The organism is Gottschalkiaceae bacterium SANA, from assembly GCA_036323355.1.
GTDB lineage: Bacteria > Bacillota > Clostridia > Tissierellales > GPF-1 > GPF-1.
In genome coordinates, this window is record AP028876.1 from 1978461 (window position 1) to 1990476 (window position 12016).

Annotated in this window: 13 protein-coding genes and 1 riboswitch; of the genes, 1 reads left to right on the forward strand and 12 read right to left on the reverse strand. The window is 41.2% G+C overall.

All coding sequences use genetic code 11. From position 1 onward, the window contains the following. Nucleotides 1-2: 2 nt before the first annotated feature. The 4 genes from AC25CA_RS09405 to lgt all read right to left on the reverse strand — a co-directional run bounded on the left by AC25CA_RS09405 (nucleotide 3) and on the right by lgt (nucleotide 2644). Nucleotides 3-320 carry a hypothetical protein gene (locus AC25CA_RS09405; protein ID WP_486813600.1) on the reverse strand — a complete coding sequence of 106 codons (318 nt, stop codon included), beginning with the start codon at nucleotides 318-320 and terminating at the stop codon, nucleotides 3-5. After that, a complete protein-coding gene (gene rsmH, locus AC25CA_RS09410) occupies nucleotides 317-1258 on the reverse strand; it encodes a 16S rRNA (cytosine(1402)-N(4))-methyltransferase RsmH (protein WP_486813601.1) in 942 nt (313 codons plus the stop codon). The genes AC25CA_RS09405 and rsmH overlap by 4 nt, the downstream gene beginning before the upstream one ends. Nucleotide 1259: 1 nt before the next feature. Beyond that, nucleotides 1260-1691, reverse strand: a complete 432-nt coding sequence (gene mraZ / locus AC25CA_RS09415) for a division/cell wall cluster transcriptional repressor MraZ (protein WP_486816599.1) — start codon at nucleotides 1689-1691, stop codon at nucleotides 1260-1262. A gap of 212 nt (nucleotides 1692-1903) precedes the next feature. After that, a complete protein-coding gene (gene lgt / locus AC25CA_RS09420) occupies nucleotides 1904-2644 on the reverse strand; it encodes a prolipoprotein diacylglyceryl transferase (protein ID WP_486813602.1) in 741 nt (246 codons plus the stop codon). A 117-nt stretch (nucleotides 2645-2761) separates the two neighbouring features. Here lgt and ychF point away from each other — a divergent pair, with 117 nt between their 5' ends. Next, nucleotides 2762-3847 carry a redox-regulated ATPase YchF gene (gene ychF / locus AC25CA_RS09425; RefSeq protein ID WP_486813603.1) on the forward strand — a complete coding sequence of 362 codons (1086 nt, stop codon included), beginning with the start codon at nucleotides 2762-2764 and terminating at the stop codon, nucleotides 3845-3847. A 65-nt stretch (nucleotides 3848-3912) separates the two neighbouring features. Here the strand turns inward: ychF and AC25CA_RS09430 are convergent, their stop codons facing one another. The 8 genes from AC25CA_RS09430 to AC25CA_RS09465 all read right to left on the reverse strand — a co-directional run bounded on the left by AC25CA_RS09430 (nucleotide 3913) and on the right by AC25CA_RS09465 (nucleotide 11961). Then, entirely contained in the window at nucleotides 3913-5526 is a 1614-nt protein-coding gene (locus AC25CA_RS09430) for a putative manganese-dependent inorganic diphosphatase (protein ID WP_486813604.1), read from the reverse strand. A 54-nt stretch (nucleotides 5527-5580) separates the two neighbouring features. Beyond that, nucleotides 5581-6975, reverse strand: a complete 1395-nt coding sequence (locus tag AC25CA_RS09435; RefSeq protein ID WP_486813605.1) for a hypothetical protein — start codon at nucleotides 6973-6975, stop codon at nucleotides 5581-5583. Between the two features lie 2 nt (nucleotides 6976-6977). Continuing rightward, nucleotides 6978-7499, reverse strand: a complete 522-nt coding sequence (locus AC25CA_RS09440; protein ID WP_486813606.1) for a hypothetical protein — start codon at nucleotides 7497-7499, stop codon at nucleotides 6978-6980. 172 nt (nucleotides 7500-7671) lie between these two features. Then, nucleotides 7672-8397, reverse strand: a complete 726-nt coding sequence (locus AC25CA_RS09445) for a folate family ECF transporter S component (RefSeq protein ID WP_486813607.1) — start codon at nucleotides 8395-8397, stop codon at nucleotides 7672-7674. Nucleotides 8398-8453: 56 nt separating this feature from the next. Continuing rightward, nucleotides 8454-8545, reverse strand: a riboswitch (THF riboswitch). Next, a complete protein-coding gene (locus AC25CA_RS09450; RefSeq protein ID WP_486813608.1) occupies nucleotides 8522-9202 on the reverse strand; it encodes a TIGR01906 family membrane protein in 681 nt (226 codons plus the stop codon). (Overlaps the previous riboswitch by 24 nt.) A 9-nt stretch (nucleotides 9203-9211) precedes the next feature. Further along, entirely contained in the window at nucleotides 9212-10336 is a 1125-nt protein-coding gene (locus AC25CA_RS09455; RefSeq protein WP_486813609.1) for a CD0519/CD1768 family membrane protein, read from the reverse strand. A gap of 139 nt (nucleotides 10337-10475) precedes the next feature. Then, the gene (rpsD, locus tag AC25CA_RS09460) at nucleotides 10476-11072 is read right to left on the reverse strand and encodes a 30S ribosomal protein S4 (RefSeq protein ID WP_486813610.1); all 597 of its coding nucleotides are present in this window, start codon (nucleotides 11070-11072) and stop codon (nucleotides 10476-10478) included. Nucleotides 11073-11160: 88 nt separating this feature from the next. Then, nucleotides 11161-11961 carry a nitroreductase family protein gene (locus AC25CA_RS09465; protein ID WP_486813611.1) on the reverse strand — a complete coding sequence of 267 codons (801 nt, stop codon included), beginning with the start codon at nucleotides 11959-11961 and terminating at the stop codon, nucleotides 11161-11163. Between the last annotated feature and the right edge of the window lie 55 nt (nucleotides 11962-12016).

A 12016-nucleotide genomic window follows, 5' to 3' on the forward strand; every position in this document is an offset into this window, starting at 1 on the left:
ACCTATCTCCTAGAAGCAAGGACCACCCCATCGTATGCAGATATTCCATCGTTTAAAGCCAAAACAATCTCCTGTTGTGAGCTGGGATAATCCATGGCGATTTTTTTTGCAACTCTCTCAAGGTCCATGGCCTTGGCAATTCGATCGATCTCCACATCCAAAACCTTTTGATTTTCTGATAATTGTTGGATCTGGGTATCCATTGCACGAATTTCATTTTGAATCTTAATTTCTGCGCTTTGACAACATAAGGTAATCACGCCGAAGCTGAGTCCGAAGAAAATCGAAGTGATTATGATTGTGATTCCCCATTTTTTCATTTCTCGACCTCCATTTTTTCAGCAACCCTAAGTTTCGCGCTTCGTGATCGTCGATTCCCCTCAATTTCTGCGTCCGAAGGGATAATCGGTTTCCTTGTAATAATTTTCACCTCTTGTTGCTTGTCACATTTGCAAACTGGAAATTCCTTTGGACAAATACAATCTTGTTGCATGTATTTAAAGGTTTCCTTAACAATGCGATCCTCTAGCGAATGAAAGGTAATTACACAAATTCGGCCCCCGGGCTTTAAAACATCAACAATATTTTCAAGAGCTTGGCGCAAGAGGCCTAGTTCATTGTTTACTTCTATTCTCAGGGCTTGAAAGGTTCTTCTCGCGGGATGAATCTTGCTTCTTAAGGCCTGACCCGGCATAGCCGAACGGATTACCTCAACCAGAGCCAAGGTACTATCGATGGTCGCCTCTTGACGTCTCTCTACAATCCGTCTAGCAATCCGTCTCGCATAGCGTTCTTCTCCATATTGGAAAATCACATCTGCTAATCGACTCTCTTCATAGGTGTTGACAATATCCCATGCGCTCAATCCCGACTGAGACATACGCATATCTAATTTCGCATCATACATATATGAAAAGCCTCGATCTGTTGTATCGAATTGATGAGAAGAAACACCCAAATCCAGAATCATACCATCAATTTTTTCAATACCTAATCGTTTCAAGACAATCTTGATATTTTTAAAATTGTTTTCAACGACACAGATACGTCCATCATCTTCAATTCCCATTTCCTTAGCATTTCGAATGGCATCCGGATCCTGATCGACTCCGATGACTCGACCCGTCGTCAAACGCTTGGCAATTTCTCTGGTATGCCCCGCTCCGCCCATAGTCCCGTCAACATAAAGCCCATCCGGTTTAATATTCAATCCATCAATTGTTTCATTTAAAAGTACACTAATATGTGAAAATTCCATTTTATATCCCCAATTCTTCCATTTTTAATGCGATGCTGTCAGAACTCAATAAGTCCGATTGATTATAGGCTTCCCAAGATTTCTTAGACCAAATTTCAACACGGTTTGCCACTCCAATGACCACGGCGTCTTTCTCTATCTCTGCATATTCCCTCAGGTTATTGGGAATTAAAATACGTCCCTGCTTATCAAATTCACATTCATTCGCTCCAGAAAAGAAAAATCGTGTGAAGGCGCGTGCATCCCTCTTTGTTAAAGGTAAAGCTTTTAATTTTTCCTCAAATGTTTCCCATTCCTTCTTTGGATAGACAAACAGACATTGATCAAGACCTCGGGTAATGACAAAATGTTCATCCAGCGCAGCGCGAAATTTAGATGGAATAATAATCCGCCCTTTTGCATCCAAACCATGCTGATATTCGCCAATAAACATAAAAATCACCACTTCCCCTTGAACAATCTTCCATTTCGTGACACAATCTACCACTTCTAACCACATTATACTACTTTTCCTATTTCTTGTAAAGGAATCTCGCGATGAAAATTCGAATTTTCAGAATACTCCACGTCTTGTTTTTTCACAAAAAAAATAAGCAAGTGCTTTCAACCAAATCGGCCAAAGGCATTTGCTTATCCTGCGTCAAATTATTTGATTTCCAACGATTTTTCTTTTCCTCTCACATACAGAAAGACACCAAGGGCAATCATTCCAAACGAAACCAATTGTGCTACCCGAAACGGTCCAAGCATTAAACTATCCGTTCTCAAACCTTCAATCCAAACACGGCCCAAAGAATATAATACCATATAGGCACCAATGGTTTGACCATTTCTTTTAAATACCCGATCACGCAGCAGAACCAAAATAAAAAATACGGCTAAATTCCAAAACGACTCATACAAAAAAGTCGGATGCACACGCACCCCGTCAACCAAAATACCCCAAGGCAAATCCGTCGGTCCCCCGTGGGCTTCTTGGTTAATAAAATTTCCCCAACGCCCAATCGCTTGAGCCAAGATTATGCTTGGCGCGGTAATATCCAATATTTCAAGAATCGAAATTTGCTTTCGCTTACAATAAAGCCATGCAACGAAAATTGCAGCAATCAAACCACCGTGAATGGCCAATCCACCACCACGCACATCTAGCATTTTTGCTAAATTTCCACGATACGCCGACCAATTGAACACGACATAATAAATTCGCGCGCCCACGATTCCACTTGGGATTGCGATCAACAATACATTAAGCAAATCATCTTCCAGAAATCCAACTTTCTTTGCCCTTCGCAAGGCGAGCAAGATCCCCAATGCCATTCCGAATGCAATCAAAACACCATACCACATCACAGAAATTCCAAAAATTTCAAAGGCTATTCGGTCCATCAATTCATCTCCTTTTTGTCTCTCCTATTATAGGGCCAGAAGAAAAAATAGTCAAACCCTTGCCCTACCCAGCCGATTGCGATATAATTCATCTGTTATAGACAAGGAGGAATTGGTTTGAAACTAGGAATTGTTGGCCTACCCAATGTAGGAAAGAGTACTTTATTTAATGCAATCACCGCCGCTGGCGCAGAATCTGCAAATTATCCGTTTTGCACAATAGAACCCAATGTCGGAACCGTCGCAGTGCCCGATCCGCGACTGACAGTATTATCTGAGATCTATCAATCGAAAAAAATTGTACCAACGGCTATCGAATTTTACGATATTGCCGGTCTGGTAAAAGGGGCTAGCAACGGTGAGGGCCTTGGCAATAAATTTTTATCCCATATACGTGAAGTTGAGTCAATCGTCCATGTCGTACGTTGTTTCGAGGATGAAAATATAACCCATGTAGAAGGAAGCATCGATCCAATTCGTGACATTGAGATCATCGAATTAGAATTGATCTTGTCCGATTTGGAAATGATTGAACGACGTGTCACCAAGACTGAAAAATTAGCCAAATCCGATAAAAACTTGCTTGGTGAGCTGGATCTTTTGAAACGAATTCAAGATACGCTTGCAGATGAGCAACCTGCACGTAGCCTGAACCTCGACGATGATGAAAGACTGAGTCTGCGTGGCTTTAATCTCCTCACATCAAAACCTGTTCTATATGTGTGTAATGTCTCGGAAGATGATTTGGCAGATGGCAATGCTTTTGTTCAATTGGTCCAAGACCGTGCGGCAAAAGAAAATGCTGAAGTCATTACGATCTGCGGCAAGATTGAATCAGAAATCGCAGAGTTGGACGAGGATGAAAAACATGAATTTTTAGAAGAGTTAGGGCTGGCAGAATCCGGTCTCGACAAATTGGTTCGTGCCAGTTATACACTTCTCGGTCTTATTTCCTACTTAACATCAGGTGTGCAAGAAACCCGTGCTTGGACCATCAAACGAGGCACCAAAGCACCACAGGCTGCCGGGAAAATTCATTCTGATATCGAACGTGGTTTTATTCGCGCCGAAATCATTCATTTTGACAAATTAGTCGAATGTGGATCAAGAGTGAAGGCCAAAGAACTTGGACTCTTGCAAGTTGAAGGAAAAGAATACGTAATGAAAGACGGCGATGTTGTTGAATTTCGATTCAATGTATAACAAAAAGCCGGGAGCCACATTTAATTGTGGCTCCCGGCTTTTTGTTTATATAGGCATATATTCTTTTATAATAAATGAATCGCTTGCAAGATCCTTGGTATAATCTGCTGCTTGCGAGACACCACCTCATCAAAGAACTCCCCCTGAGACGCAACCTCAAAAATTCCTTCGAAAGTATCCTGCGCCTTCTTCGAATAATATAGGTAACTGCCTCGTTTTGATATATCCGTCACCATCAAAATAGCCAAAACCAAATCCCGTTCCTTTGCCTTTTGATCCAGCGACTGAAGTAGGGCATCTCGATTTTTTTGAATCCCTTCATCATCCAAGGTGAAAACCTGGCTCACGCCAAAACGACCGATATCACATAAGAATTCCTTATAATCCTGCGACAACATTTCGCTAGGATCATCCCCCATCTGCTGTGATGCCGCCAAAAACAGTTCATGAGAGAATGTTTCTAAATTCAAATGAAGCCTCTTATTAATTTCCTCGACCGTCTCAATATCCAACTCGGTTGTTGTTGGTGACTGTAACATGAGGGTGTCAGAAATAATTCCACTAATCATCAGGCCCAATACCCAGTCCGGCGGTTCAATCCGCTTTTCTTGGTACATCTGATACAAAATTGTATTTGTACTGCCAACCGTCATATTTCGAAAGTGGATGGGTTTCATGGTTGAGATATTTCCAATTTTATGGTGATCAACAATCATCATAATCTCAGCCTGTTCAATCCCAGCAACGCTTTGTTCATATTCATTATGATCAACCAACACCACTCGTTTTCTTCCAGGATTAAATAAATGCTTGCGACTCAACATCCCTTTATAACGACCATCTTCCGCTACGACAGGAAAATTCGAATGCTTGGAGTGACTTAATGTTTCAGAAAAGTCATCCAAATAATCCGCTTCCGTAAACCGCATTATATGATTAGCCTTCATAATCGCTCCCACCGAGTTGCTTTGGTGAAGAACCGTACTTGTTCTATAAGTATCGTAGGGCGTTACCAATAGATTTACAGAATGTTCTTCCGCCAAATCCACCAACTCTTTCGATATCGCTGCTCCTCCCGTGACAATCAAACAAACCGGTTTGGCAATAATAGCCGCCTCGATCAGACGGTATCGGTCTCCAACCACAAGAATTTCATATTGACTGAGAAGCTTCGTCTGATAAATCGTCTCTTCTTCATAGGTTAAAATTCCCACACGACCTTGAATCTCCCTTAATTTCCCGGAAAGAACGTCGGCATCCAAATCAATCAAAAGATTGTTGATTGAGGTATTCAAAAAATCCATGCCACCATGAATTAAAGACATCGCTATATCTTTCATGGTGACAATACCCACTAAATGTTTATCTGAGTCAATAACTGGAAGGGTTTTAATGGCTTCCTTCTCCATCTTTCTATAGGCGGCCAAAAGGGACTTTTCAGGCAAAATTCCCCGCGGACGATCGTAGGCTATATCGCGAATCTGAACGCGAACATCCGTAAGCAATTCAGGTTTTTCCACGCCGAAATATCCAAGTACAAAGGCTGTGTCCTTCTGAATTTCACCCAAACGATACGGCTTGGCTTTTTGTCCCGTTTGATTCAATAGATAAGCATGAACAATTGCTGCTGTAATTGTGTCTGTATCCGGATTAATGTGTCCAAAAACTTTTATACTCATATTTCCTCCAAAAATAGAAGCAATCCTCTCCGAAGAAAGGATTGCTTTGATCAACTATTTAATCTTACTTTCTACGATAGCTTCTTTTCCAAAGGCGTTGACCGCTCGTACAACAATCACTTCATTTTCTGGTGCATCCGTTTCCAACAGATACTTCCAGTTGCCCAAGTAATCAACCCGTACCGATTCCCCGTTAACGGTTACAACCGGGCTCCGGTCAGATTCGTCATAAACATGCCCACTGACAATAAAGGCGCCACTGCTGGTTTCTTTGATATCGTCAATAGAAAGTTTTGGACTTCCAATTCGGAAAACAATGGTTTTTTCAATTGAGGTTTTTAAACCATCAGGATCTTCAGCCTCAAATAAAATTGTATTACTGCCTTCTTCCAGGCTCACCTGCGCTTCGAAGTATCCACTGCTGTCGACTTCCACGTATTCATTATTAATACGCGCCTTCATCAAGGCTGGACTATAAGCCATATTGGTGATGCGTGCCTTAGCTGTAATACGTGCTTTAGAGGTTTGTTCTGCAACGTAAAGTTCCATTTCTGGTTCTTCCGGTTCAAACGCAATAATCTTCTCGTATTCACTAGACTGATTGTATTTGTTTTTCACCTCAAACAAAATACGGTTTTTTCCAGGAACCAATCGAACCTTAACAGCAAATTCGCCATTGCTGTCTACCGCAATGATGTCGTCATTAACAACCAGAACTGGATCATCATCATTCAGATCCCGAACTTCTCCACGGATTTCAATGGTCTTACTTGTGACCACTTCCGGATATTCAGCAACCCCTACCAAGTCTGGCGCCGCAGGTTCAAATCGAATATATTTTCTTACACTTGTTGTTTTTCCATAATCATTTTCTGTAACAAAGTTCAAAACATTGTCACCAATATCTAACTGATATGGAAGTAAAAACGTTCCATCGGAACCAATTTGCATCTTGTAATCGTCAATATAAAGACGCGTCGGAACACCATTGGTTTCAACCTTACCTTGCAAGAAAATGGTTTGCTCATCGGAGACACTTTTAAATCGATAAAACTCGATATTTGCATTTTCTATCATATAATCTACGTATCGTGTTTCCGTTCGACTTCTCCCATTTGAAGTAACAGCCTTTATCCGGAATTCATGAATACCCTCTTCATTCAAGAGAACCGTTTCTTCGAAGGATCCGCCATAAACATCCACAGGATCGTCATTGATATAAACCCTTGTGCCTTCGTCAACACTTCCGGTAATCTCAAAAAGATTCTCATAGACTTCCTTATCCATTTTCACTTCAAGTTCAACCTTGCTGTTATCAATGTAATTTTGTGTATATGATGATTTCAAGGAACGGTAAACTAAATTAATTGCAGTTTCCTTGTCCACATAACTGGTTCCCCTAAAATCTCCATCCGTATTGGTGGTAATCAGGTTGTATTCAATGGCCATTTCTACTTCATCCACCAATTGAGGCGAACCGTATCAACATCGTTAATTGTAGATGAAGAGACCTCTGCATTTTCAGTTTCAATGCCCAATACACGCACCAAAGCTACTGCAACATCCTCTCGACGCATCCATTCGGTCGGCAAGTAAAAAGCTTCTCCATTTGGTGGAAAATACCCCGTCAAATAATCCTTCGATGATTCAACATATTGAAAAGACCAGTCTTCTGGTGTCACATCTGAAAATGTTGGTTCTACCACTTGCGGCGGTTGCAAATGAAAGGTCAAACTCAATAACTTCGCAAACTCCTCGCGAGTAATTTTTTCAGTCGTCGAGAACGATCGAACCATCATGTCCCACTGGTTCATATCAATAGAAAGTTTTTCATAGTTATGATTAACATAATCATCATAATTTGTAGTCGTTACAGCAAAACTCGCCCCTGACAACATAAATATGACCAAAATGCCGCCTATCCATCGCATTAATTTTCGTTTACTTTTACCGCTCGGGGAATTTTTCTTCATCCTGATCTCCTTGCATACGATTTTTCGACTCTCTTATAGCCCTATTATATTCCTTTTTTTATAATAATTTCAACTTTTTTATCGTGAAACTCATACTCATCTACTAAACAATATATATATCCTTATCCATATCTTACCACAAAACCCAAAAAAAAATCAGCCAAAAGGCTGATTATCTGTCAAAATATGAAAAAGTTCTCGATAAATGGAATAACACAATGGTATGAATTGGAATAGTGATCAAATTGAGAATGATTCTACCCGGCAACAAGACCAAAAAACTTTTTCCAAAAAGAAGACTGAGCCATAAGGTATTTAAGCCCATAGAACAAACAAAATTTGTAAGTGCTACAACCATAAACAATCGCCCAATGGATCCATTCTGATTTCCTTTTTGATTCTGAAAATAGGTGGCGGCAATCAATATGAACCCGATAACAACGGTTCCGAGAATATAAATCAATGAAATCGCGATTTCACCAACAAACAATTGATTTCCTTCCCATCGAAGTGGGCCAACTCGAAAAAAGGAAGCTAAGAGTCCAGCAAAAAAAACGCCAACAATGATCCATAGGGTTCTTGAAAACCCCCGTTCCTCCCGTTGCTCGGTCATCCCCCAAATCCAACCAGGAATCGCCCCTGTCATCGCTGACGTCAAGGTGAACCCCGGCATAAAGGAGCCTGCAGGATTCATTATAAATCCAACCAGGTCAGCAATCCCCCCCACCACGAAACCGTACCTGGGTCCCAGCACAATCCCGGCAATCATAATGGGAATGCCTCCAAAGCCAATGCGGAAAAAGGGTGTTGTGATGGACAAGAGTCTTGTCAGGACAATACTGATGGCAATAAGAAATGCCGCATTGATCATCCGTTTCAACGATCGTTCATTATTCATAAAAAATCCTCCCTTTGTGCAGCAATACTCTGCATCAAAGAAAGGGCCTCTAATGCAGCAGTGGACGCGATCAATCATCGCGGAAATTTCCTTCGTTATGAGGCAACATCCCATCCCCAAACACTTAACGCGATTGATCTACTCTGCTCGCACAATATCTATTTAATTTATCAATTGCTGCAAGCGATGCATGAAGCAATCCATAGGCTATTAAAATTCGCAGGAACAAAACCTTTGCTGCTTCGATAAAAAAAGATTCCGGCATGATTTGAATTAAAAAATCACGACTCGGATCCAATAACCACATGTCATTCGTGAACAACAGCTGGTGAAACCGTAAAAATGCCGATTGAAACTCATTCATCATAAAACCCGTAAAGACCGCAACAACAAGAAGACTGCTCAAGGAACTCACCCATATTGTCGCACCCGAAACCCGCCTTGTCAAGGCAAAAAACAGGATAACGATTCCCACACAAAGTCCAATCCAAGCAATGCGTTCCAGTAGCAAAAAGAGCCCTTGAACATCTTTCATATGCGCTGTTTCCTTTTCCGAATAGACGAATTGATCCTCGGAATCTGCTAGGGTTAACCGATCTCCTTTTGAGAAATCAAAAATTTGCTCATAGGCTTTTACAATTTCCAATTTGTCCAAGCCAACAATCTGCTCCAGCTGATTGGATTCAATCTGCTGCAAAAAAAAGGTTTGATCCGTTCCCAATTGAAATAGCATTACATATGCAAGAAAAAATAGGGATACCATTGAAAATATGATCCCCAAAACAATTTCTCCAAGTTTTTTCATTGTTCCTCCTTATCCAAACAACAGATACAAATAATGTGCCGAAACCCCCGCGGCTATCCCACCTACCAAATGACTAGAAATTGCTTTAGGAATCAACTGACGAAAATTCAAGGCATCCAACATTGCAACGTGGGTACTTAAGAATCCACTCCAACACATCCCCATTGCAGTAAAAACCGCAATCTCATTCGCTCCAATGATTTGTTCATTTAAAAATTTTGGCACCAGGCTCAAAGAAGCCCCCACAGAACCTAAAGCAGTTAGGGGAACTGCGATACTCTCACTGCTCGTAAAACCAAACAAGAGCCATGTGACAGGAGCAAAAAGCTCGCCAATGCGCGGGATTAATGCAATCCCTTCAAAAGCTGCTCCCGTGTAGCCCGTCTCTGAAGGACCAAAGGTCAACATCATAATCACGGTGCAAATAATCAACACCCCCGGCACAATTTCCAAGCCAATTTCGACGCCATACTTTCCGCCTTCCAAACAGGCTCTCATCATGCGTTCTGTCCTAGATTCAGATACGGGTGAAAACTGGCTCTCCTCCATCGTATCAGGATCCTTCATCGGTCGACCATCATCGACCACCAACTTCTTCGTATGGCGTAGCATCAATCGTACACTAACTATACTGCCAACCACTGCGCCTAGCAAACCAATTCCGGCAGCTTTTCCATATCCAAGCGACGCCATAAATGTTGTCACGATCAAGCCCATTCCAAATGAGGTACCTAGGTTGCAAAGGCAAGGAATCTCATGGCGCTTGAAATAACGTAGAAAATCTTTGTTCCGCGTTAAAGAAATAATCGCAGGATTATCCGATAAAAAGGTTGTAATTACCCCAAGAAATGCACTGCCTGGAAGATTATAAAGCGGACGCATCAAAGGGGAAAAAATCACATTTAATTTTTTTATTAATCCAAATTCATCTGCAACCTTTCCAAAAGCACCAGCTAAAACAGCAATCGCCATAATATAGAAGACCGTTTCGACTAATAACTGATAGGCGGTTTCCATTAATGTTGAAAACATTTGACTCACACCCATCGATACACCAGTCAAGAGAAAAAAACCACCAAATGTCACCAATAAAAAAAGAAGATCCAAGCCTTCTTTTCTGGTATTCGTCTGCATACCTTTCTCCATAGCTACCCCTTATTTGTTCCTTTTTTTCCATTATAACCGAATCTAAATCGTTTGCCACCTATCTAAATATGATCATTTTGTAATAGTTTTGAGCAAAGAAAAAAAGAAGCGCAAAGCGCTTCTCTTTTTACAACATACGCGAGTAAAATTCGACAACAAGTTGATCTTCGATCTGAATCGGAACTTCTGAACGGCTTGGCATGCTTGCCAAAGTCGATGTAAAGTTTTTTCGATCAACTGTCAAGTAATTCACGCTAAAGTTTGCATTCTCAAGGTTTGCAACGTAAAGATCATTCTTGCGAGATTTTTCGCGAAGAGAGATCACATCGCCTACTTTAACAATGTATGAAGCGATGTCGACTTTCTTTCCATTAACCAAGATATGTCCATGGGAAACCATTTGACGTGCTTGGCGGATTGAATTGCCGAAACCTGATCGGTAAACCATGTTGTCCAATCGACGCTCAAGTGTTTGAACCAAAACTTCGCCCGTTACACCCTCTGCATTAATTGCTTTTTCAACATACTTACGGAATTGTTTCTCCATTACATTGTAGTAGTTGCGAAGACGTTGCTTTTCTAGCAACTGCTCACCGTAACTTGATAACTTTTTGTCTGCTCGACTTGTACCGCGCTTGGCGCGGTTCATCGCCTTTGGATGACCTACTACGTTCAATCCGAGACGACGACATTGTTTAAAACGTGGACCTTTCATTCTTGCCATTGTATAAAATACCTCCCTAATTTTTGCCGCGGTAAGGGATAAACCATGAAAAGTATACCACGCTCAGTCGGATTTGTAAATGACAATATTATAAATGATAACTTGCTACAAAAGAATAGCCCTGTTCTTCATGCAAAGGCTCCAATTGCCATTTCCCCAAGTAATTGTCGTCGCAAGCAAGACCTTCAAATAGGAACATAACAATTCCGGCATCCAAATATTCATTGGGTTCGTCAAAGGACTTCATTGCCAACCAAACCTTCCCCTCACGAATAACAAACCGCCATAATTGGTGATTATATGCCGAAGGAGAATTTCGAACATAATGGAAAAGATCTTCAAGTCCCCAGTTAGTCAATTTCTCCAAATCAAAGGGATGATCCAAATCGTTCTCAAATACCAGTTCATTCAGCGCCAATCGGTTTGAGGTTTCATTCGGTCTGAATGGCAGGTGGTCTTTGCCCTGGCCCAAAGCTAAAATCGCCTCTGTTTTTTCTTCTGGATCAGCAGTAACACTCGCTCGGATTTCATCAGAAACCTCCTGCAGGCTAATCCAGCAACTCTCAACATCGAGCTCAAAGGCTTTTTTCTCTAGTGCCGCTAAGGCAAAGGCACCCCAAATATACGCTTCATAGGTGTCTTGCTTAACGCTAAACCCAACATAATGCGGACTTTCAATCATCACCCCATGATATCCGGCCACCCCTTTTAATTTTTCTATGACTTCGTGCCCATCTTCAAAAAAGGACAAAGAAAACCACTCTTTTCCAAAAGCTTCGTTCAATTGTTCCATATAGTATTTCAGCTGTGTCAGATTTCCTTCGTCCAAATCGTGTTTTTGATAGGACCGATAGGATTTCCGTTGAGACAAATAGGTTTTAAATAGCATGCGTATCCCTCCCTCAAATTCGTGTATAATACTCATACCACCGTTCCTTAGGAAT

What these genes read in the sequence shown, in the direction of transcription:
- lgt (WP_486813602.1), bottom strand. Translation starts at nt 2,644, where the DNA reads ATGGACCGAATAGCCTTTGAAATTTTTGGAATTTCTGTGATGTGGTAT.
- rsmH (WP_486813601.1), bottom strand. Translation starts at nt 1,258, where the DNA reads ATGGAATTTTCACATATTAGTGTACTTTTAAATGAAACAATTGATGGA.
- mraZ (WP_486816599.1), bottom strand. Translation starts at nt 1,691, where the DNA reads ATGTTTATTGGCGAATATCAGCATGGTTTGGATGCAAAAGGGCGGATT.
- AC25CA_RS09430 (WP_486813604.1), bottom strand. Translation starts at nt 5,526, where the DNA reads ATGAGTATAAAAGTTTTTGGACACATTAATCCGGATACAGACACAATT.
- AC25CA_RS09440 (WP_486813606.1), bottom strand. Translation starts at nt 7,499, where the DNA reads ATGAAGAAAAATTCCCCGAGCGGTAAAAGTAAACGAAAATTAATGCGA.
- AC25CA_RS09450 (WP_486813608.1), bottom strand. Translation starts at nt 9,202, where the DNA reads ATGAAAAAACTTGGAGAAATTGTTTTGGGGATCATATTTTCAATGGTA.
- rpsD (WP_486813610.1), bottom strand. Translation starts at nt 11,072, where the DNA reads ATGGCAAGAATGAAAGGTCCACGTTTTAAACAATGTCGTCGTCTCGGA.
- AC25CA_RS09445 (WP_486813607.1), bottom strand. Translation starts at nt 8,397, where the DNA reads ATGAATAATGAACGATCGTTGAAACGGATGATCAATGCGGCATTTCTT.
- AC25CA_RS09465 (WP_486813611.1), bottom strand. Translation starts at nt 11,961, where the DNA reads ATGCTATTTAAAACCTATTTGTCTCAACGGAAATCCTATCGGTCCTAT.
- AC25CA_RS09455 (WP_486813609.1), bottom strand. Translation starts at nt 10,336, where the DNA reads ATGCAGACGAATACCAGAAAAGAAGGCTTGGATCTTCTTTTTTTATTG.
- AC25CA_RS09435 (WP_486813605.1), bottom strand. Translation starts at nt 6,975, where the DNA reads ATGGCCATTGAATACAACCTGATTACCACCAATACGGATGGAGATTTT.
- AC25CA_RS09405 (WP_486813600.1), bottom strand. Translation starts at nt 320, where the DNA reads ATGAAAAAATGGGGAATCACAATCATAATCACTTCGATTTTCTTCGGA.